We start from the raw sequence: 25,581 nt of genomic DNA, 5'->3' as shown, positions 1-25,581 counted from the left end.
AATTGTTTTATCTAAAGAATGATATAAGTGGCAGAGCTAATGGTGGTATGGAAAAATATCTGGAGTTCTGCTACTTATTTTCAGTGAATAATGTATATTAGCAATGAAGAAATTCATCTTTTTCTGTTTTATAATCTGTAGTTGGACAACGGGATTACATGCTCAGCGTGTCTTTATAGCTCATCGAGGTGTCAATATGCATGGCACAATTGCCGGAGAGAATTCTTTGGAGGCTATCTCATTAGCCAAACGCGCCGGTTTTCAAGCTATTGAAACCGATGTACGCCTGTCAGCTGATGGATATCTGGTAGTGATGCATGACAGTACACTAAATCGTACTTGCCTGAATGCTGACGGAACAATACTTTCCGTTCAAGTTCCAGTTAAAACAAAGACACTGATAGAGCTGAAACAGGATTTTATCTTAAAGGCTGATAAATCGGAAATGAGAAGTCGGATACCTACATTAAGGGAATTTCTAATCGACTGTAAACGGAACGGACTTTATACATTTATTGAACCTAAATTACTCGATGAAACAGGTCGGCATTATAAAGATATAATCGCTCTTGCAGATGAAGTGCTTGGAAAGGGAAATTACGTTATTACTTCCAATAATCGTGCTAATGAGATTATTCGAGATCTTGGAGTTTACGATGTCCGGTTAATGGGAATTTTATATCAGACTGTCTTTGAAAAGATACAGAACCAAGGAGATTGCATTATGGCTATTAGTGCTTCCCGCTTTGATGAGGATGAGTATGACCGATACGTTGCATTAGCCAAGTCGCATGGTCTTATGAGAGAATCACATGCTGACAAATTCGTGCATTTCAATAAAATTAATCGCAATGATATTAATTTTATTTCTACGGATTTGTTGGCTCCCGACTTGAACGGTCAGGGAACCCTTTTGGTTGATAAACATGAAATTAAAGATTTTATTTGCCCGACCATAACTACGGTTGGGAATATATTGCTAAAAAAGAATCAAACGGTAGTACTCAACGAGCCGTTACCTTGCGTAACCTTTGGTGGAATCTATTTAGAGATTGAACTGAAAGGAAACGTTGAAATTGAGTTGGGAAATCAGATTTTTAATGTGAAAACCGGGAATGTTGGTAAACATCAAGTTCTTATATATAATGCTTTTCCGGTATTTAAGGTTAAGTCGCTTTCTGATGAATCTGAAATTAAGAGACTAATGTTGAAAATCGTACAATTTTGAAAATACTATTATAACATATTATCATCATGGAATTAATGAAAACGTATACAGAAAAAGAAAGGCAAATAGAAGTCATCAATGACGTTGATGTCTTGGTTGTTGGTGGTGGCCCTGCCGGTGTCGGTGCTGCTATCGGTGCTGCTAAGGCCGGAGCTTCGACCATGCTTGTTGAGGCGATGGGTTCGTTTGGTGGCATGTGGACCAATGGCCTGGTGATCACATTGGCCGGGTTCAACAGTTGGTTGCGTCCTTATCGCCGTTGTGTGGATGGGGTCATGGGCGAATGGATTGCAATGGCTGAAAAGCGGGGAGGAGTTGAGAATAACCGTAGTTGGGTATTGAGTTCTGACCCTGAGATAATGAAACTGACTGCTGATGAACTACTGTTGAAATATCAGGTAAGATGTCTGCTGCATACCTGGATGGCCGATGTCATTGTTGAAGGGAATAAAGTGAAGGGTGCCATTGTAGAGAATGTGGATGGGCGTAAAGCAATTATGGCTAAGATCGTAGTGGATTGTACCGGAAATGGGGATGTCGTAGCACGTGCCGGAGCCGGATTTAATATATCACCTGAACTTCAGCCTATGACATTACCCTTTTTTCTTGCGGAAGTTAACCCACAGGGAAGTGTAGACTATGAAGATGAATTGACAATACCGTTTGGTCCCGACCCCGGCTTTTTAGGGAAGCAATTGCTGACCGAATATACCTCGCGAAGGAGAGATGTTGGAATTGACCGTGAGATGCTTAGCCATGCTTGTGAAGTCGGTGAACTTCCTTTCTTTGGTGGTCCTTGGTTTGGTGGTTTAAGAAAAAACTATCCTTGGGTTAATACGACACGTGTTTATGGATCGGCGGTTAATGCAAACGAGTTGACTGCTGCTGAAATGGAGGCACGTAGTGATGCTCACCGTATTGTCAACTATTACAAAAAACATTGCAAAGGCTTTGAGAACAGTTGGATTATGAATACGTCGGCTACTATCGGCATTCGCGAAACCCGTAGGCTCGATGGGGTTTACACCATGACCAAAGATGACATTGTGTCCAACCGCAAGTTTGAGGACTCAATAGCGTTGGGTGTTTGGCCCATTGATGTGCATCCTCCTAAAAATCAAAACGGTATGCATGACATGTATGTACCCCTTCCATTCCAAATACCTTATCGCAGTTTGTTACCTGCCAAGATTGATAATCTGCTGGTGGGTGGTCGTTGCATCTCAGTTGATCGCGAGGCTCTCGGCACTGTCAGGGTAGGGGCTACTTGTGGAGCTACAGGACATGCGGCTGGTGTAGCGGCAGCCTTGGCGGCGCAAGCGGGAAGCACTCCCCGTAATCTCTCTTACAAAGAGGTTCAAAAAGAAATATTGAATCAAAAGGCTATTATTGAATAAAATAACAAGAAGATACTATGAATATCCCATTTAAAATACCGGTTATAGCATTATTAGTTCTCTTTTCAATGACTATCCGGGCCCAGGATGTGAAAATAGGCAAGGTATTACCTGCGTGGGAGGAAGGCTATCTTGATATCCATGCCATCAATACCGGGCAGGGGGAGTGTACTTTCTTTATATTACCCGACGGTACTACGATGTTGGTTGATGCCGGTGAAATTAGAGAAAAATCACCTAACATTGTACCACAAAAACCAAATGAAGAAACAGCTCCTTATGAAACCTATGCAAAATATATTGCCCATTTCATGAAGGGAACTAAACATAAGGCAATTGACTATATGCTTCTGACTCACTTTCATATCGATCACATGGGGGAAGTTAATAAAGGATGCAAGTGGGCGGAGAATAAAGCCTATCAGCTAACTGGTATATCTGGTGTGGGCGATTGTATCCCTTTCAAGAAGGCCATTGATCGTGGTTGGCCGGACTATAACGATCCTATAGCGCCTATAAGTAAAGCATTTCCGAATTATTTGAATTTTATAAAATGGCAGAAGGAGAAAAACGGTATGGAGATTGAGCAATTTAAAGTTGGTAAGAAAGATCAGCTTGTGCTTGTTCATAATGCTGCTAAATATCCCACTTTCGAAATTCGTAATATAGCGGCCAACGGACGTGTGTGGACTGGGGTTGAAGATATTGAGCGTAATTATTTCATTTCCACTGATCAACTGTCCCAAAGTGAATGGCCGGATGAAAACCAGTGTTCCATTGTTTTCCGTGTTTCTTATGGTAAGTTTGATTACTTCACCGGTGCCGACCTGCCTGCTGTAACCAATTTGGATTGGCAGAACCTGGAGTTGCCGGTTGGTTTGGTGACCGGTCCAGTCGAGGCATGCAAAAGTAACCATCATATGAATTACGATGCAATGGGCGTTACGCTTCTCAAAGCCCTTCGGCCTCAGGTGGTTGTGGTTCACAATCGCAAGGCGCAGCAGCCGGATATTGAAGTATTACGTCGCATTCTTTCTACGACGAAGGCTTATCCCGGAAAGAAAGATGTCTTCTCGACCAACTTTCATCCTGCAACAGCACTTGTTGCCTATCCTAATACTAAACAGATGGCTGCTAAACAGGGGCATATTGTGATTCGCGTACATCCCGGAGGTAATGAGTTCTATGTCTATGCCCTCGATGATGCAGGCGATGACTATACTGTGACCTCCATTCATGGACCTTATATATGTAATTAATACGCTAAAACCTGATATCATGCAATTATTAGATTGGATTATAGTAATTCTATTTCTGGGAGCCTTGACAACGATAGGATTCCTCTTCTCTCGTAAAAATAAAAATGTTGAAGATTATTTCCTTGGCGGACGAAGTATGCCGACGTGGTTGGTAGCCTTTGCTGCGGTTGGAACATCAATCAGTGCCGGTACATTTGTCGGTGCACCTCAGATTGCTTTCGACGGTAACTTTACTTATATCATGCTTAGCGTTGGGGCGATAGTTGGCGGTTTGATGGCAGCTTATATTATTTTGCCTGCCCTCTATAAAGCCAATACAATTACCATCTATGGTTATCTGGGTAATCGTTTTGGTGATGGCGCCAAAACAGCAACCAGTGTCATGTTCTTGTTGGGACAATTACTCACATCCGGTTCGCGCCTGTTCATTGCTGCCATTGCAGTGTCTGTGATGCTCTATAATGATATATTATTTCCTAATCTGATTGCTTCAATTGTGATTCTTGGCATTATTAGTACAATCTATACGATGGCTGGAGGCATAAAAGGTTTGATTTACATTGATACAATTCAGATTCTGCTCGTAATCGGTACTGGTATGATTGCCATTTATCTGCTTTTTAGCGCAATCCCGCTGTCATTGGGCGAGATCGTCAATGTGCTTGAAAATACGGAGTCTGGCAATAAACTACAGGTGATTGACACGAGTTTTTCATTGACTGAACCCTATAATCTGATTGGGGCTCTCTTTGCTTGTGCCATCTTTAAATTTGCACAATATAGCACGGATCAGGAGTTTGTACAACGTCAGCTGACTTGTAAGTCAGTGAAAAAGGCAGCAAGCTCACTTGTATATTCCCAGGTAATCTCTCTTCCAGTTGTTGTGATTTTTATGATTATCGGCTCACTGCTATATGTGTTCTATTCACGCCCGGAGCTGCTTGGGGCAGCCGCACCAAGTGACTTGTTGAATGATAGTCGTCAGGTATTTCCGCAATATATGTTCAACCACATGCCAACGGGTATCCTTGGTTTGATGGTGGTGGGCTTGCTTGCTGCTGCATTGTCAAGCTTTAACTCGGCCATTAACTCAATGACCAGTAGCTTGTTTTCCGATCTTTATCTTCCTTGGAGGCAAAAACGCGATAAGGGTACCGTGAAAATTAAATCAGAGTTGAAGGAGTCACGCTTTCTTGTGATCATTATGGGGATTGTATTGACGGCTTTTGCTATTATTGCTGCTTTGATGCAAGAAGCGGGTGATCAGTCATTGGTTGATTTTGCGCTTGGTATCATGAGTTTCTCTTATGCCGGTATGTTGGGTATATTCCTTTGTGCCGTTTTGACTCGTCGTGGCAACGTTTACAGTGTGGTAGCTGCATTGATTACCGGATGTCTGGTTGTTTTACTTCTTCAACCTGGCATTTTAAGTTGGTGGAGTACATTCTGCTTCGGTGTAACTCTCAAACTTGCCTGGCCTTGGTGGGTCGTTGTTGGTGGTAGTATCAGTTTCCTTGTTTGTTGTATTGGAAAGAAAAAAGAATTGGTTACTAAATGAATAGAACAATGAAAAAACAATGGGTATTGTTGGCGGTGCTGGTGATTATTGCTTGTAACCCAGTGGTGGCTAAAGTCACACTTCCCGCTATCATTTCTGATAATATGGTCTTGCAACAAGGTACCAGAGTCAATATTTGGGGTAAGGCAGAACCGGGTGAAACCATCACTGTTAAATCTTCATGGGCTGCCAAAGCCGTGACTGCCATTGCTTCCGGTGATGGTAAATGGACTATGAAATTGAAAACACCCCATGCGACAATGAAAAAACAGTCGATTACCGTTAGTGGAGAGAACATCATAACGGTCAGTAATATTTTGATTGGCGAGGTGTGGCTTTGCGGTGGGCAAAGTAATATGCTTTTCCCGGTTGGCAGACAAGAGGATGTGAAGTGGCAAACCGGTATGGAAGAGGCCGAAAAAGAACTGCAGGACGCAAATTATCCTGAAATCCGTATTTTCACCGTGCCTTATTGTCTGGCACCTGATGGTGAACGCGATGATTGTGAAGGAAAGTGGCTTGTTTGTACTCCGGAAAGTGCTTACAACTTCTCTGCAGTGGGTTTTGTTTTCGGTCGTCGTCTTTTCAATGAACTCCATACTCCTGTCGGACTCATTCTTTCGGCTAAAGGTGATACGCATGTAGAATCATGGACTAAGATGGATGTGATGAAAAATAATCCACTTTATACGGATGTATTCGATGAGTTTGGAGTAGAGAACGTGAAACAGAATAAACTCTATAAAGTTCCATCTACGTTGTGGAACGGTATGATTAAACCTATTCTGGGTTACACTGTTAAGGGGGCTATTTGGTATCAAGGTGAAGCTAATGCTATGCGCTATGCACAATATCAGCAGGTATTTACTAATATGATTAATAGTTGGCGTAAAGAATGGGAACAACCGGATCTGCCATTCTACTTCGTTCAGATTGCGCCCTTCAAAGATCAACCCGCCGGTATCCGGGAAGCTCAGCTTCAAACATGGCAGGGTGGGGTGAAGAATTTGGGGATGGTCGTTACCACTGACGTTGGCGATTCGCTTGATATTCATCCTCGCAACAAACGTGTTCCGGGAGAACGATTAGCTTTATGGGCGTTGGCTAAACAATATGGTAAGAATATAGCGTATTCCGGTCCGCTGTTTAAGTCAATGAAATTATCGGGAAACAAACTTATCTTGAGTTTTGATTATGCGGACAACGGTTTAATGACACCTGACAATGAACCCGTGAAAGGTTTTTACATAGCTGGTGCAGATCAGCAGTTTTATCCTTCAAAGGCAATTATCAACGGCAACCGTATTGAAGTTTTCTCTTCTCAAGTACGGGAGCCCGTGGCGGTGCGTTATGCATTTGCGAATTTCTTTCGTGCGAATCTTTATAATAAGGAAGGGTTACCAGCTACCCCGTTCCGTAGTGACTCATGGTCTAAAAAATAAATACATATGAAAATCAATAAATCAATATACGGCCTGGCATTGGCTGCTCCCTTCGCTCTCTTGCAGAGTGCCTATGCCGGACAGCGGCCTAATATTGTCTTCTTTTTAGTAGATGATTTTGGGTGGACAGAATCTTCTCTGCCTTTCGGTGAAGAAACTTATCCAAATAACTTGCGTTTCAAAACTCCTAATATGGAGCGTCTCTCCCAAATGGGTACTATGATGACAAATGCTTATGCTTGTCCGGTTTCGACGCCTACACGTGCATCTTTGATGACAGGTATGAACCCTGCCCACATGAAGATTACATCGTTCATTTCACTCTATAAGGATGTTGTTCCGGATGCAATTGGCGGTCACCCTGGTGCCACCAATGAGAATCTTGGTGACATTTTTGCTCATCCGGAGTGGAATTATAATGCTTTCTGTCCTGTTTCTCTTGAACCGGAACGCGAAACATATGGTCTCAATCATACCCTCTATGCAACTCCTATGGTTGAAATTCTACGTGATGCCGGCTATCACACCATCCATGTAGGCAAGGCACATTGGGGACCTGCGGGAACACCCGGTTCGAATCCTTATAATATGGGGTTTGTGGTTAACATTGCCGGTTCGAGCAATGGCCATCCCAAAAGCTATCTTCCAGAAGATAATTTTGGCAATTTACCGGGTAAGGGTGATTATGGCTCGGTACAGAATATGTCACAATATTATGGTACTGATGTACACTTAACTGAAGCTATGACCCGTGAAGCACTCAAAACGCTTGAAAATCCCATTAGGCAAAAGATTCCTTTCTATCTCTATTTTTCTCATTATTCTAATCATACCCCCATTCAACGTGATAAACGTTATATTCAGCCCTATCTTGATGCTGGAATGGATGAAGGACAGGCGCGTTATGCTTCCATGGTCGAAGGTATGGATAAAAGTTTAGGGGATGTACTTGATTTCCTTGAAACTAAGGGGGTGGCTGACAATACTGTTATCATTTTCTACTCTGATAATGGAGGACATAGCGTTGGGAATGAGAAGGGTGGGGAACCTCACACTCAGAATCTTCCGTTACGCGAAGGGAAAGGATCGGTTTATGAAGGTGGCATTCGTGTTCCTATGCTCTTTTGCTGGCCTGGCAAGGTTAGTGCCGGAACGCGTATCAATACGCCTGTTTCAACGGAGGATGTCTTTCCTACAATTCTTGAAATGGCTGGGGTGAAGAAATACGAAACTGTTCAGGAACGGGATGGCCGGAGTTTAGTGAAGCTGATTCAGAAAGGTTCCCGATATGTGGCTAAAGCTCAGAAACGTGGAGAAATTACTAATCAACGTGAGGCTAATGCCATTGTTATCCCCGAAGCTATTTCAGGCATTGACCCTGAACGTAGCATCATCTTCCATTTTCCTCATCAGCTCCGTTTTGAGGATCAGGATGACATCGACTTCATGAGTGCTATCCGCAAAGGAGATTGGAAACTAGTCTACCGTATGCATACTGCTGAGCTTGAACTCTATAATCTTCGTGAAGATATTGGTGAACGTAATAATATGGCTGCTCAGCATCCAGAAATAGTCAAGGAAATGGCAAAAGAACTCGGCACTCGTCTTCGCGGTTGGGATGCTTCGATGCCTACCGTGAGGGCAACAGGGCAAAAGGTTCCTATGCCTGATGAATTATAGTAAATATAAAACAGGCTGCAGATTAAACTGCAGCCTGTTTTTATTCTTAATTCTTTAAATTATTTCGATCCCTTGTTCTTTGCAGAGCTGCAATCCCACATCTTTCAATTTGAACTTCTGTATCTTACCGCTACCCGTCATGGGGAATTCATCAATAAAGAATACATATTTCGGTATCTTGTAGCGTGAAATCTTGCCTGTGCAGAAGTCGCGCACATCCGATTCATGTAAATCCACACCTTCTTTCAGAATGATGAAAGCACCCACTTCTTCACCGTATTTCTTTGATGGAATGCCTGCCACCTGTACGTCTTTCACACCTTCCAGCTTGTAGAGAAACTCCTCAATCTCACGTGGATAAATGTTTTCACCGCCGCGGATAATCATGTCTTTGATGCGTCCGGTGATACGGTAGTTGCCATCTTCATCTTTTATGCCGAGGTCTCCGGAGTGGAGGAAACCATTCTTGTCGATGACTTCGGCAGTAGCCTGCGGGTTCTTATAATAGCCCTTCATATTATTATATCCCCGGTTGCACATTTCACCTTGCACCCCTACCGGGCATTCCTCGCCGGTTTCGGGGTCGATAACTCTGACTTCGGTATGTTCAAAATCGTGTCCTACGGTGTTGCAGCGTACATCAAACGGGTCGTCAATGCGCGAAGCCGTCATACCGGGGGACGTTTCGGTCAGACCGTATACGCTGGTAACCTTCATATACATCTTTTCTTCCACTTGCTTCATCAGTTCCACAGGACAGAGCGAACCTGCCATGATACCTGTGCGTAGGCTAGACATGTCGAACATATCAAACATGGGATGGTGCAATTCGGCAATAAACATGGTAGGTACACCGTATAGAGCTGTGCAGCGTTCTTTATGGATTGAAGCAAGCACTACCAGCGGATTGAAGCGTTCCACCATAACTTCCGTACAGCCGTGTGTCAGACAGTTCATAGTAGCCAGCACCACACCGAAACAGTGGAACAGGGGTACGCAGACACAAAGTTTGTCATCGGCCGTGAACTTCATGTGTTCTCCGGTCAGATAGCCGTTATTGGTGATGTTGTAGTGAGTAAGCATGACGCCTTTCGGAAAACCGGTGGTTCCTGATGTATATTGCATGTTTACCACATCATGGCAGGTTACCTGGCTTTTCAGAGTATCTAATTGCTCATCCTCCACATTATTGCCCAACAACAGGATTTCTGAGGTGTTGTACATACCGCGATGCTTCTCCTGTCCTACATAAACAACGTTACGCATATGCGGGAAACGTTCGCTCTTTAAGTGGCCGCGTTCGCAGGTTTTCAGCTCCGGCAGCATGGTATAAGTCATTTGTACGAAGTCGCTGTCCTTTTCACCGTTCACAATGCAAAGGGTGTGCATATCCGAGTTTTCGCACAAATATTCTAATTCGGCTTGCTTGTAGTTGGTGTTTACGGTAACATAGACGGCACCGATTTTGGCACAGGCATACAGCAGTGTAAGCCAGTCGGGCACATTGGCAGCCCATATACCTACATGGGTTCCGCGTTCTACGCCGATGGAGATTAGTCCTTTTGCCATGTCGTCTACCCGTCGGTTGAACTGGCTCCAGGTGAAGCGCAGGTTACGGTCGGAATAAACAATATATTCTTTATCGGGCGTAGTCTCTGCCCAGTGCTCCAGCCATTGGCCGAGTGTTCTTTCGTATAACATAGATATTAAATGGGCGTATAGATTACTGCAAGAATTTTGGCCGCTTGTCCTTCGTAGGCATGTACGTGATGTGGAACGATGGAGTCATAATAGATGCTGTCTCCTTCCTCAAGCAAGTATGTGTTTTTGCCGTAGCTGATTTCCATAATACCTTCCATAACCATAATAAACTCTTCACCTTCGTGTGAGGAGAGTACGAAGTCGCTGTCTTCTGTGGCGGCTACGTCGATGATGAAAGGTTCCATGTGGCGGTCTGCTTTCGACTTGGACAGGGAATGATATTCCATGTGCTTACGGCTCTGGATAGCATTATTGGAGAAGCTGATACTATCTTTGGCCTCCGTCTTGCGGCAGATGGCCGGACCCGTTTCATCCTGATCGTCAAGGAAAGTTCCCAGGCGTACACCCAGAACACGCGCTATTTTGATGAGCGGAGCCAATGAAGGTAAGTCGATGTTATTTTCAATGCGTTCAATCTGTTCTACGGCTAAACCGGAACGTTCGGCCAATTGCTCAATGCTGATTGACTGGCTTTCACGGAGTGACTTAATCTTTTCTCCGACAATCTTGCTTGTATCCATAATTGATAATGTTTTTCGCCTATTAGGTTATAAATTGTATTGTTAAGGCACAAAAATAAAACAAACTTTTACTTGGTGCAACAATACACGGAGAAAAGTTTCGTGTCCGGATAAAAAGAGACTGTATCTTCTTCATCTCTCTCTTGTTTCTATAAGAAGGAAGAAGAGAGCGAAGAAGGCGCGATTTATCATTTTGACAATTTGTATTTTCTGTTGGCTGAGAGTGTGTTATCACTTGGCTGGTGGACTCTTGCTGGTTCAGGATGATTTGTTTGATGATATCTTTTTCCATACTTCAACTTGCTTGATATGCAAAATATAGGAAATAATTCTATAAGAAGCATGTTTGAGTTGAAATATGTCTTTTATAGAAGACATGGTATGTCGCTAATATGTCTTCTATGTCCTTTGTCTTTTGTTTACCGTATGGAGATTTGAGAGGTGTGAAAACAAAAAAGGGAAGCTTTTGACGGCTTCCCTTCTTAATGCTTTTGCTGCAAGTAACGGATTACTTACGCAGGCCGAGCTCTTTAACGATGGCACGATATCTTGTGATGTCGCGATCCTTCAGGTAGTTCAGCAACGCACGGCGTTTTCCTACCAACATTGTCAAGGCTCTTTCAGTACTATAATCTTTTCTGTTGAGCTTCAGGTGCTCAGTCAGGTGGGAAATACGGTATGAAAACAAAGCTATCTGGGCCTCAGCTGAGCCAGTATCAGTGTTAGACTTTCCGTATTTGCCAAAGATTTCTTGCTTTTTAGCAGCGTCTAAATACATAACTTTTAATTAAATTGATATATTAATATTCTCTTAAAGAGGCTGCAAAGATAGAGATAATCTTTTATACTGCAATGATATTCAATGAAATTTTTCTCTTGCTACACTTATATCTAATGCAAAATTCGTACCTTTGCACCCAAATATATAGGTATTGTATGCAAAATATTAGAAACATTGCAATCATTGCCCATGTTGACCATGGGAAAACGACGCTCGTCGATAAGATGCTCTTGGCGGGAAATCTCTTCCGCAGCAATCAGAGCACAGGTGAATTAATGCTGGATAACAACGACTTGGAACGTGAACGAGGGATAACGATCCTTTCCAAAAACGTTTCTATCAATTACAAAGGAACTAAAATCAACATCATTGATACTCCGGGCCACAGCGACTTCGGAGGTGAAGTGGAACGTGTGCTGAATATGGCAGACGGATGTATCCTTTTGGTGGATGCTTTCGAAGGTCCTATGCCGCAAACGCGTTTCGTATTGCAAAAAGCTTTGCAGATTGGTCTGAAACCTATCGTTGTGGTGAACAAGGTGGATAAGCCGAACTGCCGTCCGGAGGAAGTATATGAAATGGTGTTCGACCTGATGTTCAGTCTTGAGGCTACGGAAGATCAGTTGGACTTCCCCGTCATCTATGGTTCTGCGAAGAACAACTGGATGAGTACGGACTGGAAGACTCCTACTGATAATATCTTCGCATTGCTGGACTGCATTGTAGAGAATATACCGGCTCCCACGCAATTGGAAGGCACTCCGCAGATGTTGGTGACTTCTTTGGATTATTCTTCTTATACCGGACGTATTGCCGTAGGCCGTGTGCACCGTGGTACGCTTAGAGAGGGTATGAATGTATCTTTGGCCAAGCGTGACGGAAGTTTTGTGAAATCAAAAATCAAGGAGCTGCATACGTTTGAAGGTATGGGACGCGCGAAGGTATCGGAAGTTTCTTCCGGTGACATCTGTGCATTGGTAGGTATCGAAGGATTTGAAATTGGAGATACGGTCTGCGATTTTGAAAATCCGGAAGCATTGCCGCCTATCGCTATCGATGAGCCGACCATGAGTATGTTGTTTGCTATCAACGATTCTCCTTTCTTCGGCCGTGATGGTAAGTTCGTGACTTCCCGCCACATCCACGACCGTCTGATGAAGGAGTTAGATAAGAATCTTGCTCTGCGTGTGCGTAAGAGTGAGGAAGACGGAAAATGGGTGGTTTCCGGTCGTGGTGTACTCCATCTTTCCGTATTGATTGAGACCATGCGCCGCGAAGGTTATGAGCTTCAGGTAGGCCAGCCGCAGGTTATCTTCAAGGAGATTGACGGTGTGAAGTGCGAGCCGATTGAAGAATTGACTGTGAACGTTCCCGAAGAGTATGCCAGTAAGATTATCGATATGGTAACCCGCCGTAAGGGTGAGATGGTGAAGATGGAGAGTGCAGGCGAACGTGTAAACCTGGAATTTAATATGCCTTCACGTGGTATTATCGGTTTGCGTACCAATGTACTGACCGCTTCTGCCGGTGAAGCTATCATGGCGCACCGCTTCAAAGAATATCAACCGCATAAAGGTGAGATTGAACGTCGTACCAATGGCTCTATGATTGCCATGGAAACAGGAACTGCTTTTGCTTATGCCATTGATAAATTGCAGGATCGTGGCAAGTTCTTTATCTTCCCGCAGGAAGACGTGTATGCCGGACAGGTGGTAGGTGAACACTCCCACGATAACGACCTCGTGATTAATGTTACGAAATCCAAGAAGCTGACGAATATGCGTGCTTCCGGTTCGGATGATAAGGTTCGTCTGATTCCGCCCGTACAGTTCTCTCTGGAAGAGGCGCTGGAATATATCAAGGAAGATGAGTACGTAGAGGTTACGCCGAAGGCGATGCGTATGCGTAAAGTGATTTTGGACGAGATAGAACGTAAGCGTGCGAATAAAAACTAAAGTTGTTTGTAAATAGATAGAAAAGGAGTGCTTCACTGTAATGGTGGCACTCCTTTTTATTTATGCGTGACTTACAGGAGATATTTAATCTATGAATTTAATCTTCTCCGCATTTCTCGGCTTAGCTGCCGGAGTTTCATCCGGATAACCGAATGCGATGCAATAGAGTAACTCATATCCTTCCGGGATTTCAAGTCTCTTCAAATATTCTGCTGCATCCGGTGTGGAGTTTATAAATCGTGTCGGTCCTCCTAAACAACAGGAGCCTATCCCCATAGACCAGGCTGAAAGAATCATGTTCTCACCCAGCAAACCGCAGTCTATCTGTGACAAATCATAAGACTTGTCATTGGCGATAAATACTATTGTAGGAGCGTTGCGGAACATATTCTTGAAGTTAGGATCTTCAGCAGCTTTCGGATTCTGTTTCTTGTAAACTTCGGTTATGCCATTGATAAATTCCGGATTATCCACTACCCGGATTTCCCAGGACTGCTTGTTCTGACCGTTGGGTGCATTGATGCCGCAGTTCAGTATAATCTGCATAGTATCGCGGTTCACTGCTTGCGGCTTGTATTTACGGATGCTGCGGCGTGACATCATATTCTCGATCACTGCATTTTCATTGCTTGCTTTCTCAGTCACAGTTGTACTCTCTTTTACTTGCATGCCACATCCGCAGCACAGCAACAGGCTGGCACCTGCTAACATCAATTTGATACTTTTCATATTGCTTTGTTTAATATTGGTTTTCGCAAAGCTAACAAAAAAGATTTAGTAATGAAGTGGTTACTTTAAAAAAGAGAGGATTTTTTATATTAAACCTTCCAATTCTTTTCTTACCAGCCAGTAGCCAACTTGTGCTTCGGATATACCTTCAAGCAGTTGATAAGGACATATAAATTGATCGTTCTGAATTCTTGAATCCATATAATAGAAAGAACATGCACTGTCTTTCTCAAAATGTTTGGCATACTCCAGAATGTGGGTTGATATAAGGAATGAGCAATGCAGATACTTTCTGAGTAATTCGTTTACTGCGACAGAGGCTTCAAAGGCATCCTGTGCATTGGTTCCGCGAAACATTTCATCCAATATTATCAGGCATCGCTTACCGGATTTCGCTTTTTGAAGTACTTCTTTGATCCGTAGAATTTCCGCCATAAAATGACTTCTGCCATCGCGCAGGGAGTCCGGGAGATTGATTGAAGTATAGATTCCGTCAAAGACAGGACAGGTCATTGAACGGGCTGGAACCGGTAATCCGCAATGCGCCAGCCATACGGCGATTGTGATGGCTTTGAGGGTTGTTGATTTACCGGCCATATTAGAGCCTGTAAGAATACATATATTGCCGTTTGACATTTTCCAATCGTTACTTCGTCCCTCTTTTGTGAACGGATGTACAAAGCCGGTAATAGATAAATCCATCGTTTCTGTCATTTCCGGACAGCAGCAGAAACCTCTGCTGATTGCTACATGCTGCGCTGTGCGGCATACGTCCAGTATATAAATTTGAGAAAGTAACCCTCTGATCAGTTCAAAATGGATACAGCGAAACTGGTAGTCGTATTTGTCGATGATATAGTTGGAGAGAGATTTCTCTTTATCTTTATAGAGGTCGATAACTTCTTTCAGTTCGCTGCTATGTATAGTGTCCTGAATGCTTTGCGCTAATTCTTGCAATAGTAAAGGGGCATTTTCCGGAGTGTTTTTTCGCAATGATTCCAACCGGTTCAATAACAGGATAATTAAGGTCACGCCTCGTCTGATGATATAGCGTTGAGCGTCGTGTCTTAATAAACGGTCGATTGCTGAAGTCAGCGATACTAAGATATTAGGTCTTCTGATTTGGTCACGGTATTCCAGATAATATTCGATGAAGTCGAGTTCTTCTTCATCCAAAGGGAGGTCAGGCAACTCCTTCCAGGCTATCGCCTCTTGTCTTTTTCGTATGGCAGATACATCGTTCAGGGGAGAGGTGATCCAATCGAGCATCACGCGTTTTCCGTTTTTAGTCTCCGTTTCGGAGAATAAGGAGTAGAGGGGATATTCGTCATATATTCCTTCTGTAATGCTCAAGTCAGCCTGCGTTTGCTTGTCCGTATCCAGATAAGTCATATTCTTAGATATTACGTATAGCGCAAAAGTAGGAAAATAATTAGGAAGAACAAACGAAACAGATAAAAACAAGAAAAGCGGCTCTTGATACCAAGAGCCGCTTTCGCGTATATATCTAAAACTGGTTTTATTCAGATTAGAGTTTCGGACCAGCAGCAACCAATGCTTTACCAGCTTCGTTACCGGTGAACTTAGCGAAGTTCTTGATGAAGCGGCCAGCCAGGTCTTTTGCTTTTTCTTCCCACTGGCAAGCACATTCGTAAGTGTCGCGAGGATCAAGGATCTTCGGATCAACATTCGGCAATGCAGTCGGAACAACGAAATCGAAGAAAGGAATAACCTTAGTAGGAGCCTTGTCGATAGAACCGTCAAGGATAGCGTCGATGATACCACGAGTATCTTTGATAGAGATACGTTTGCCGCTACCGTTCCAACCAGTGTTTACCAAGTATGCCTTAGCACCAACCTTGTTCATCTTCTTAACCAATTCTTCTGCATATTTGGTAGGATGCAAGCTCAGGAAAGCAGCACCGAAGCAAGCAGAGAATGTCGGAGTCGGTTCAGTGATACCACGTTCTGTACCAGCCAATTTAGCTGTAAAACCAGACAGGAAGTAATACTGAGCTTGTTCCGGGCTCAGGATAGATACCGGAGGCAATACACCGAAGGCATCAGCTGACAGGAAGATAACCTGATGAGCATGAGGACCTTTGGAGATAGGCTTAACGATATTTTCGATGTGGTAGATAGGATAAGAAACACGAGTGTTTTCAGTTGCGCTCTTGTCTGCGAAGTCAATCTTGCCGGCAGCGTCAACGATTACGTTCTCTAACAGAGCGTCACGTTTGATGGCAGCATAGATATCGGGTTCGCTTTCTTTGTCCAGGTTGATAACCTTAGCGTAGCAACCACCTTCGTAGTTGAATACACCTTCGTCATCCCATCCGTGTTCGTCGTCACCGATCAACTTACGTTTCGGGTCGGTTGACAAAGTAGTCTTACCTGTACCGGACAGACCGAAGAAGATAGCAGAGTCAGTGCCTTCCATGTTGGTGTTGGCAGAGCAGTGCATAGAAGCGATGCCACGAAGCGGGTTCATGTAGTTCATGATAGAGAACATACCCTTCTTCATTTCACCACCGTACCAAGTGTTCAGGATTACTTGTTCTTTCGTCTTCAAGTTGAATACAGTAGCTGTTTCAGAGTTCAGACCCAGTTCTTTGTAGTTTTCAACTTTTGCTTTAGAAGCATTGAAGCAAACGAAATCAGGTTCTCCGTAAGCAGCAAGTTCTTCAGCAGTCGGGCGGATGAACATGTTAGTTACGAAGTGAGCCTGCCAAGCTACTTCTACGATAAAACGTACTTTCATGCGAGTTGCAGCGTTAGCACCACAGAAAGTATCAACAACGAACAGACGCTTGCCGCTCAATTCTTTAACAGCTTTAGCTTTCAAGTCAGCCCAAGCTTCTTCACTACAAGGTTTATTGTCGTTTTTGTATTCGTCTGAAGTCCACCATACAGAATCTTTGCTGGCTTCATTCATAACGAAGAATTTATCTTTAGGAGAACGGCCGGTGTAAACACCAGTCATAACGTTTACAGCACCCAGTTCAGTTACCTGACCTTTTTCAAAACCTTCCAAACTTGGTTTGGTTTCTTCTGCGAAGAGTACATCGTATGAGGGATTGTGAATGATTTCAGTCACACCCGTGATACCGTACTTGCTTAAATCTAAATTTGCCATTTCTTTTAATGATTTAAAATTTTGGTATTTGGTTTATTAATCTCTTGCTAATATCTTTTTACCTTGACTTGTTTCAAGGGGGAATTGGTATGAATTGGGTCTTATTCCAAACAGCCCCTTGTTTTTCGCGTACAAAAGTAGTATTTTCTTTCGAAACAATCACTTGATTAGAGAAATTTTTCTTTAATGAGAAGTCTTTTATAACTCCATAACAATATCTGCAAACTGAATGTTGCAAATTGCGCAGGAAATCGTTTACTTTGCGCATATAAATTCAAATCACATAATGAAAGTTATCAATTTTGCCGAAACAAATTCCATCCTGAACCAGTATGTTGCCGAGATCCGGGATGTGCAAGTACAGAACGACCGTCTCCGCTTTCGCCGGAACATTGAACGCATCGGGGAGATTATGGCCTATGAAATGAGTAAGGAGTTCGCCTATTCTCAGAAGAATATCCAGACTCCGCTGGGAATAGCACCTGTGCAGACCCCGGATAACCAACTGGTATTAAGCACCATCCTGCGTGCGGGACTACCTTTCCATCAAGGCTTTCTAAGCTATTTCGACGGTGCGGAGAATGCTTTTGTTTCCGCTTACCGGAAGTATAAGGATACGCTGAAGTTTGATATTCATATTGAATACATCGCTTCACCGCGCATTGACGGAAAAACGCTGATAATCACAGACCCAATGTTGGCCACCGGTAGCAGTATGGAGTTGAGTTACCAGGCTATGCTGACGAAAGGGCATCCGGCGGAGATTCATGTCGCTTCTATCATTGCCAGTCGGCAGGCTGTGGAACACATTGCTGAGACACTGCCTGCAGATAAGACCACCATTTGGTGTGCAGCCATTGATCCGGAGATTAACGAGCATTCGTATATTGTTCCGGGACTGGGGGATGCAGGAGATTTGGCTTTCGGCGAAAAGGAATAAATACCAGTAAAAAGTTGGCTCATTCTACCCTCACTGCCCTCACTTCTGGAATAAATCGATAATAATTAGAATGTTAAGCGTGAGTGAGAGCAGAAAAAAGAGTGAGGGCAGTTTTTTTACCCTCACTTTGTATCGTCCGGCAAACAAGGTGTTCTGTTGTTTTATATAAGGGGATATTCTGTTTATAATCAGTGAAATATCCCTTTCCCCTAAGGAATAGTCAGGTGTTGACCTTGGTTAACAGGCTTGTCAACCAAGGTTGATGGATCCGTTAACCAAGGTTGACAGGCCTGTTAATCTTGGTTGACATCCAATAAGGCTTAGTGCTGGCGGTAAAAAGGTCTTGAGCAAAAGCAAAGGAGAGCCTGTTTGTTTAGTAGTTCTCCCCGGAGTTCTCTTTAGTCATTCTTCCCGTAATTGCGTTTTATAATAGTGGCCTGAAAAGCCTTTTTACCGGCCAAGAGTAGATCTTCATCATCAAAGGCACGAAGGCTGTACCAAAAAAGAAAATCTCCTGTACCACCCAAAATTCCCAATAATCCTAAAAAGAATATATTGGCCTCTCCTGTGCAGAATCCATGAATTGCGGGCATTATTCCCAATAAGATGCCTGGCAATAATAAGGATACCCGATAAAATTTCAATGGGATTGGACGGGTTGGGATAAACCCTACGCTTGTCCAGTCTGAATGCCAGTGCAGGACTTTTTTATCTTTTCCGCTAAACCAATAAAGAACTCCTGCTTGGAGCAATGTGTAAAATGTGACAAGTAACAATGTGCAAATCAGTGATTTAGGACTGATGATCCCTTTTATAGTAGTACCTAATAAAAGTCCGGCATTAAACGACGAATATTCATCCCATACATAAACAAACAGATAACTACCTGTCAGGAACAGAATGAAAAAAAATAGAAATCCTTTTATATTAATGGACTTTGCTGTGAGTTTCACTTCCACTCCATCCGGGCGGTTGAATGTTTCTTTATTTACTTCTTTCTTTTCCATCATTCCTTTTTATTGTTTTCTACGCTGCAAAGATAGTAAGAGTATGAAATTAATTTAGGTTATCAGAATGTTATCTTTATGTTAAGATGGAAAGAAAAGTTTATCTATATTTGCCTGAAATATAGAATTATTGATGAAAAAGTCGTATTATATACTCTTTACAATAACTGCAACTGCCGCTGTACTGTACTTGCTTGGAAATTGGGTGGGACGAAGTTTCGGACTGAACCGGCAACAAGTAATACGTAATATCCATGAAGCTTACGGACGTGCGACGGATGCATTTGAGGCCGGTCAGACTAAGGACCTGGCTACCTTTTTCCGTCACGAGCTGGATGAAGTGAATTTGAAGCGGATCAAGTTCCGCTTGGATACAGTATCTTTACACAACGATTCCATCGTATTGAAGCAGGATTTACGATATTTTTCTGATTACCGGAAACTATTGGAACAGCACTATACTTTCGTGTGTCCTGTGAATGATACCCAGGGAGTACATGCTTACGTCCGGAATCTTCGTGCCGGGTTCATCGGCAAGTTGCTTTATATGTTTTTCGGAACGATAGTGGCTTTGGGGCTTCTGTTATTTGCCATACGTAAGCAGGTGGATATTATCCGCCGGCAAGATGAATTGGCACGAATGCGTGAAGATTTCTCTTATGCTATGGTTCACGACATGAAGAATCCAATCAGTTCCATCCTGATTGGCCTTAAAGTGCTTCGCAGCGGAAAAGTGGATGATAAGCCCGGGAAGAAAGAAAAACACTTCGATATACTGGAGGCAGAGGCGCAGCATTTGCTTGCACTGGCCAATAAAGTGCTGACTATCTCTAAGTTGGAACATGGGCAATTATTGTTGGATAAGAACTGGATTCAACTTCATCCGATGGTGGATGAACTGGTACACACGTTCACTGCTAAGGCGGAAAAGCCTATCACATTTCAGGTTGACTTGCAGGAAGAGGGAGTTTATGCTGATGAAGAATACCTGAAAGAGGCTTTAAGCAATCTCATAGATAATGCTGTGAAATACTCTAAGGATACGGTAGATATACAAATTACTTCCTGTCTTTCCGGGCAGTATACTCAGATCAGGGTGCGGGATAATGGAATCGGCATTCCGCTTGCAGCTCAACGGATTGTATTTGATAAGTTTGAACGTGTCATTACCCGGCATGAGGATGCGAAGAAGAAAGTTTCCGGCTTTGGTCTGGGGCTGAACTATGTGATGAATGTGGCCCGGGAACATGGTGGATATGTCAGCGTGGAGAGCATAGAAGGAAAATATAGCGAATTTACTGTTTCTTTGCCGTTGCCGGTGGAGAGCGGGGAATGAGCGTGCTCCGGCCTGTCTGTTTTTCCACAGACAAGCCGGAACACACTCTTCTTTAATTGTTATTCTACAGGCGGCACATCCAGAATACTACCATATCGATGGTATTCGAAGGAGATGCTTTGCTCCTTGATATAATGTATCAACTCTACACGTCCGTTTTTTACAGGTTTTGCCGTGGCAATGTATTTATTTCTACGAGCTGCCTCCTCATACATTTCCATCGGAATATCGGCGCCACAAGTACGGATGCGTTCATAGGTTCTCATTGTTTTGAGGAATTCATCGAACGTTTCTTTCTTTAGTGCACAACCGGCCGGTGATAATGCAGCCGTGCGATCATCATTCGGGTCAAAACTGATAGTCAGTGGCGTGTGGCAGAGTTTTGCGGCAAGTGCGATCATTTCAGCTTCTTCGTTACTATCGCCCGGGAAAAGGCGGAGCACCATATTCTTTAATGGCAGATAGCGGAATGCATTTTGTTCGCCATATAACTTATTGATATCCCGTGCATGCGCAAATTCTTCTTCATAAGCATGAGGGTAACTTTGCTTATAATCCGTATTACTTTCCGGTTTGTCGGTAATCTTCACAAGGCAGGCGCAATAGTTTGGCCCGCCTGCTTTTACGCCACCACCAAAAGCGGACAGTTTCATTCCACCGAAAGGTTGGCGGTTGACAATAGCGCCCGTGATGCCACGATTGATATAAAGGTTACCTGCCTGAATAGAGTTCTTCCAGAGTTTCTGTTCGTTTTCATCCAGACTTTGCAGGCCGGAAGTCAAACCGTAGTCCAGACTGTTCACCAACTCTATTCCCTGTTGGAGATTGTCAATGCAAGCTACACTTAACATGGGGCCGAATAATTCTGTGCGGAATGAATAACTGCCCGGTTTCACTCCCCACTTCACGGTGGGAGCGAGGATGTATTGCTTCTCGTCGATAAACTTGGGCGGAACCAGCCAGAACTCACCGGGTTCCAGTGTGAGGGCTTGCAGCAACTTGTCGTTCCGGTTGGTAATCATGGGACCTACTATGTTACCGGCTTCCCATACACTGCCTACTTTCATACTGGTGGTGGCATCCTTCAGCTTATCCTGGAAGTTCTTGTCTTCGTATACAGAACGTTCTACAAGCAGCAGGGAGCATGCGGAGCATTTTTGTCCGGCATTTCCGAAAGCGGAAGCAACGATATTCATAATGGCATGGTCACGGTCGCCCGAGGCTGTAAGGATAATAGCATTTTTTCCACCGGTTTCGGCGGAAAGTGGGGTAGACGGATTGGTACGTGCAATGCTTTGGGCTGTATCTGTGCCACCTGTCAGGATGATATGCCTGATAGCCGGAGCAGTGGTCAGCTCTTTCAGTGCTTCACGGTCGGTAATAATGACTTGCAATGCTTCTTTGGGCACTCCTGCATCCCAGAAAGCCTTGGCAAATAGCCATGCTACGGGAGCGGCTACTGTTGCGGGTTTCAGTATTACGGTATTGCCGCCGGCCAATCCGGCTACAATGCCACCGATAGGAATGGCGCATGGGAAGTTCCATGGCGAAATGACGAGGATTGTTCCTTTGGAGGTGATGTCCACATCATGCAGTGCGGTGAATTTTTTCATGGTTGTGGTATAGAAGCGGGCGTAGTCAATGCCTTCGGAGACTTCTACATCGCCTTCTACCACTGTTTTGCCTGTTATGGCACACATGCTGCCTATCAGGTCTCCGCGCATATCACCCAGGCGATTGGCTGCTTCGAACATGATTCCATGCCGTTCCTCTAAAGTAGTGTTCCGCCAGCCTGCGGGATCTTTCTCTGCAATGTCGATGATCCGCTTTACTTGTTCCGTACCGGCTTGCGACATTTCGCAAATGCATACTTCATCATTCTGGCAACGGTCCATGTACTTGTGGCGTTTTTCACAAACGATGGTTTCGGCTCCTATTTGCAGAGGAATGATTTCCGGAGTATCACTGGAAGACTTTTTCCATTTGGCAAAGATGTTTCGTACCCATTCCTGGTTTTGAGGCAGGTCAAAATCCGTGTCCGGTTCGTTTTTCATCACATCGGATGGGGGAACGCGAGAATACGGCAAAAGCCTGTTCTGCGTGCGCGTAGGGATATGAGAAACGTTGTCTTTCTTGTGGTATGCTTCTTCAAACTGCTTTTGCAGGAAATTCCAGGTGTCGGTTCCCGGTTGCAGATTGAATGAATGAGTGAGGAAGTTGTCTGGAGCCGTGTTTTCGTCCATGCGGCGTACCAGATAAGAGACTGCATTCAGGAAATGTTCATCTTTCACTACCGGTGCATATAGTATGATGTGATTACCCAGTTGCGACTGTGCGCGCCATACATGGTCGGCCATACCTTCCAGCATCTCAAATGTCATGTACTCTGAACTGCCGTTCTTCTGACTTAGCAGATAAGCGTAGGCTATTGTGAACAGGTTGTGCGAAGCCACTCCGATGTGTAACGCTTTTGCATTTTCGGGCAGCAGGGCACGTTCCAGAATATGCAGGTAGTTTGCGTCCACTTCCGTCTTTGTGGAAAGTATGGGGTTGGGCCAGCCGCGTAAGGAAGAAATCACTGTTTCCATTTCCAGGTTGCAGCCTTTTACAAGGCGCATTTTGAGTGGTGCGCCTCCCTCTGCCAAGCGTGCCTTTGCAAATTCCAGCAGTTCCGTCTGGAAATCATAAGCATCGGGCAGATAAGCCTGTACAACGATGCCGGCTGAATAGTCTTTGAATTCCGGTTTGCTCAGTACAGTTTTAAACAGGCGTAGGGTAAAGTGTGAATCTTTATATTCTTCCATATCCAGATTGACGAATTTCGCGCGTTTCACTCCGTTTTCATCTGTATGTGGGAAGTCCATTGCTTTTTGGTAGAGGGCGGACATACGTTTCACCAGTTCCGGGAAACTCTCTTCATAATTCAAAGCATGTGTCTGGGCATAGATACCGGATATCTTTACTGAAATATAGTTGATATCGGGAGCTTCCAATGCTTCCAAGTAATGATGGTACCGATGATCTGCTTCCCCATTGCCTAAAACGACTTCGCCCAGTAGGTTAACATTTTGTCCGACCTTTTGTTGTGCACGTTCAGACAGGTGCCGGGTTAACTTGGGACGCGCTTCGTCAAGGATGACTTTAGACGTATCCATGCGTAAACGCTTCTTTATAATAGGTATGGCGATGAAGTCGAAATGATGTCCGAAGGCCTGGTACATTTTAAAGAGGAAAGTATCCCGTCTATTCAGGAATTCAGGTACTCCATAGCGGTCTATCAAGGTTTTAATACGGGCGGCAAGTTTCTTGCGGTCACGTATCTGTGAAGATTCATCCAGCATCTTCACCAGGAACTTCTTGTCCTGCGGACGTTGCACCATGACGGCATATTTATGCTGTTCTTTGCGCTCTTCGTTTGTGATGGTTTGCTCACACGTGTTGTGTAGCTTCAGTACCCATTCTTGTACCTCGGCTATGGTAGGTCTATTATCCATAATTTATTCATGTTTAGTAAATGATTGAAATAAGTATCACTCGCGAACTAAAAACATGAATAAAGGGTAGGACTGAACATTACGGCACGATACCGGTGCAAGGTCTGGAGAGCTTGCTGCGAAAACCGGTCAAAGATTAATCTTCTACCCATAGTACAGTGATGTTAAAGGTTAATGTATGCCTGATGCAAATATACACTAATTCTTTTATTATCAAAGAGAAAGGGCGAAATATATTTATTTTGTGGGCTATATGAAAAACACCTCATTGCCATCACTATTTTGTAGCTTGGCAATGAGGTGTTATAAGAGGGAAGCGGATTTGTACTTGCGTATAGCTTATTTTACTTCCCAAATATCATTTGTCATCAACAGTTCCTTGAAGTTGTGATACTTCTTCTTTGCTGATACTTCTTCAATCTGTTCCATTACGGCGTCGTCGTAAGTCGGAGCTTCCACGTCGCGGATTACACCGAGGGCAACCGGGAAGTCAGGACCTTCCATCAGAGCCAATTTCAGTTGTAGCGTGTTATCCATGCAGTGTGCGTCATGAACGAGGATATCCTTTTCTGTGATACCGTTTTCGCCCAACTTCACAACTTTCAGTCCGAAGCCTTCCTGCATCAAGCCAAACTCTTTGTTTTCACCGAAAAGCATTGGTTTGCCGTGTTCCAGGTAGATGGCGTTTTTGGCACGTCCGTCTTTGTTGTATACAGAGTCGTAAGTTCCGTCATTGAAGATTACACAGTGTTGCAGAATCTCACATACGGCAGTTCCTTTATGATTGGCAGCAGCCTTCAACACTTCTCCTGTGCCGGGGCCATCTGTAGCTACACAGCGTGCAAAGAAGCGTCCACGGGCACCGAAGCAGAGTTCAGCAGGGTGGAACGGATCTTCTACCGTACCGTAAGGAGAAGATTTGCTGACGAAGCCACGGGGAGACGTCGGAGAATATTGTCCTTTTGTCAAACCGTAGATACGGTTGTTCAGCAACAGAATGTTGATATCTATATTGCGGCGGATAGCATGGATAAAGTGGTTACCACCAATGGCCAGACCGTCACCATCACCTGAAACCTGCCAGACGCTCAGATTAGGATTGGTAACTTTACATCCGGTAGAGATGGCGGCAGCACGTCCGTGGATAGTCTGCATCGCATACGTATTCATATAATAAGGCAGACGGCTGGAACAACCGATACCCGAAATAACGGCAGTTTCCCAAGGTTTTACGCCGATTTCTGCCAACGCTTTGTGCAGTGAATTCAAGAAGAAGTGGTCACCGCAACCCGGACACCAACGAGGTTGTCCTTTTTTGAAATCTTTAGCTGTATATTCGCTCATGTCTTTCGATACT

The 25,581-nt window shown here is 44.0% G+C and carries 17 protein-coding genes and 1 pseudogene; 9 read left to right on the top strand and 9 right to left on the bottom strand.

Going from position 1 to position 25,581, the window contains the following annotated elements:
- Positions 1 to 103: 103 nt before the first annotated feature.
- The 6 genes and pseudogenes from BUC01_RS00175 (at position 104) to BUC01_RS00150 (ending at position 8,564) form a co-directional block, all read left to right on the top strand.
- Entirely contained in the window at positions 104 to 1,228 is a 1,125-nt protein-coding gene (locus tag BUC01_RS00175; RefSeq protein ID WP_025831889.1) for a glycerophosphodiester phosphodiesterase, read from the top strand.
- 26 nt (positions 1,229 to 1,254) lie between these two features.
- Entirely contained in the window at positions 1,255 to 2,625 is a 1,371-nt protein-coding gene (locus tag BUC01_RS00170) for an FAD-dependent oxidoreductase (protein ID WP_073312361.1), read from the top strand.
- A gap of 17 nt (positions 2,626 to 2,642) precedes the next feature.
- On the top strand, positions 2,643 to 3,884 hold the full coding sequence (locus tag BUC01_RS00165; RefSeq protein WP_073312359.1) for a ComEC/Rec2 family competence protein: 1,242 nt from the start codon (positions 2,643 to 2,645) through the stop codon (positions 3,882 to 3,884).
- 19 nt (positions 3,885 to 3,903) lie between these two features.
- Positions 3,904 to 5,442: a sodium:solute symporter family transporter gene (locus BUC01_RS00160; RefSeq protein ID WP_025831886.1), complete on the top strand. Its 1,539-nt coding sequence runs from the start codon at positions 3,904 to 3,906 to the stop codon at positions 5,440 to 5,442.
- Between the two features lie 8 nt (positions 5,443 to 5,450).
- A pseudogene (locus tag BUC01_RS00155) lies at positions 5,451 to 6,875 on the top strand (sialate O-acetylesterase); the annotation flags it as partial.
- 15 nt (positions 6,876 to 6,890) lie between these two features.
- Positions 6,891 to 8,564, top strand: a complete 1,674-nt coding sequence (locus tag BUC01_RS00150; RefSeq protein ID WP_025831885.1) for a sulfatase — start codon at positions 6,891 to 6,893, stop codon at positions 8,562 to 8,564.
- A 54-nt stretch (positions 8,565 to 8,618) separates the two neighbouring features.
- Here BUC01_RS00150 and BUC01_RS00145 read toward each other — a convergent pair whose 3' ends face one another.
- The 3 genes from BUC01_RS00145 to rpsO all read right to left on the bottom strand — a co-directional run bounded on the left by BUC01_RS00145 (position 8,619) and on the right by rpsO (position 11,624).
- Entirely contained in the window at positions 8,619 to 10,265 is a 1,647-nt protein-coding gene (locus BUC01_RS00145) for an AMP-binding protein (protein WP_073312355.1), read from the bottom strand.
- A gap of 5 nt (positions 10,266 to 10,270) precedes the next feature.
- Positions 10,271 to 10,846 carry a helix-turn-helix domain-containing protein gene (locus tag BUC01_RS00140; protein ID WP_007211819.1) on the bottom strand — a complete coding sequence of 192 codons (576 nt, stop codon included), beginning with the start codon at positions 10,844 to 10,846 and terminating at the stop codon, positions 10,271 to 10,273.
- Positions 10,847 to 11,354: 508 nt separating this feature from the next.
- The gene (rpsO, locus tag BUC01_RS00135) at positions 11,355 to 11,624 is read right to left on the bottom strand and encodes a 30S ribosomal protein S15 (protein ID WP_009132440.1); all 270 of its coding nucleotides are present in this window, start codon (positions 11,622 to 11,624) and stop codon (positions 11,355 to 11,357) included.
- Between the two features lie 158 nt (positions 11,625 to 11,782).
- Here rpsO and typA point away from each other — a divergent pair, with 158 nt between their 5' ends.
- The gene (gene typA, locus BUC01_RS00130) at positions 11,783 to 13,582 is read left to right on the top strand and encodes a translational GTPase TypA (protein WP_025831879.1); all 1,800 of its coding nucleotides are present in this window, start codon (positions 11,783 to 11,785) and stop codon (positions 13,580 to 13,582) included.
- Between the two features lie 84 nt (positions 13,583 to 13,666).
- Here the strand turns inward: typA and BUC01_RS00125 are convergent, their stop codons facing one another.
- The 3 genes from BUC01_RS00125 to pckA all read right to left on the bottom strand — a co-directional run bounded on the left by BUC01_RS00125 (position 13,667) and on the right by pckA (position 17,447).
- Positions 13,667 to 14,311, bottom strand: a complete 645-nt coding sequence (locus BUC01_RS00125; protein ID WP_025831876.1) for a nitroreductase family protein — start codon at positions 14,309 to 14,311, stop codon at positions 13,667 to 13,669.
- A gap of 84 nt (positions 14,312 to 14,395) precedes the next feature.
- The gene (locus BUC01_RS00120) at positions 14,396 to 15,703 is read right to left on the bottom strand and encodes a MutS-related protein (protein ID WP_025831874.1); all 1,308 of its coding nucleotides are present in this window, start codon (positions 15,701 to 15,703) and stop codon (positions 14,396 to 14,398) included.
- A gap of 136 nt (positions 15,704 to 15,839) precedes the next feature.
- Positions 15,840 to 17,447, bottom strand: coding sequence for a phosphoenolpyruvate carboxykinase (ATP) (pckA, locus tag BUC01_RS00115; RefSeq protein ID WP_025831873.1), 1,608 nt, complete (start codon positions 17,445 to 17,447; stop codon positions 15,840 to 15,842).
- 286 nt (positions 17,448 to 17,733) lie between these two features.
- On the opposite strand from pckA, the gene upp reads away from it, so the two are divergent.
- Positions 17,734 to 18,387, top strand: a complete 654-nt coding sequence (gene upp / locus BUC01_RS00110; protein ID WP_025831872.1) for a uracil phosphoribosyltransferase — start codon at positions 17,734 to 17,736, stop codon at positions 18,385 to 18,387.
- Between the two features lie 398 nt (positions 18,388 to 18,785).
- Here upp and BUC01_RS00105 read toward each other — a convergent pair whose 3' ends face one another.
- A complete protein-coding gene (locus BUC01_RS00105) occupies positions 18,786 to 19,397 on the bottom strand; it encodes a hypothetical protein (protein ID WP_244895716.1) in 612 nt (203 codons plus the stop codon).
- A 130-nt stretch (positions 19,398 to 19,527) separates the two neighbouring features.
- On the opposite strand from BUC01_RS00105, the gene BUC01_RS00100 reads away from it, so the two are divergent.
- On the top strand, positions 19,528 to 20,730 hold the full coding sequence (locus tag BUC01_RS00100; RefSeq protein WP_025831870.1) for a sensor histidine kinase: 1,203 nt from the start codon (positions 19,528 to 19,530) through the stop codon (positions 20,728 to 20,730).
- Between the two features lie 59 nt (positions 20,731 to 20,789).
- Here BUC01_RS00100 and BUC01_RS00095 read toward each other — a convergent pair whose 3' ends face one another.
- Both BUC01_RS00095 and BUC01_RS00090 read right to left on the bottom strand, forming a co-directional pair.
- Positions 20,790 to 24,224: a bifunctional proline dehydrogenase/L-glutamate gamma-semialdehyde dehydrogenase gene (locus BUC01_RS00095; RefSeq protein WP_073312352.1), complete on the bottom strand. Its 3,435-nt coding sequence runs from the start codon at positions 24,222 to 24,224 to the stop codon at positions 20,790 to 20,792.
- Positions 24,225 to 24,563: 339 nt separating this feature from the next.
- Positions 24,564 to 25,568 carry a 2-oxoacid:ferredoxin oxidoreductase subunit beta gene (locus tag BUC01_RS00090; protein ID WP_022392641.1) on the bottom strand — a complete coding sequence of 335 codons (1,005 nt, stop codon included), beginning with the start codon at positions 25,566 to 25,568 and terminating at the stop codon, positions 24,564 to 24,566.
- Positions 25,569 to 25,581 lie beyond the last annotated feature (13 nt).

This window comes from Bacteroides stercorirosoris (assembly GCF_900142015.1).
Classification (GTDB): Bacteria; Bacteroidota; Bacteroidia; order Bacteroidales; family Bacteroidaceae; genus Bacteroides; species Bacteroides stercorirosoris.
Note: the sequence above shows the minus strand (reverse complement) of the source record. Positions and strands in the feature narration are given on the sequence as shown.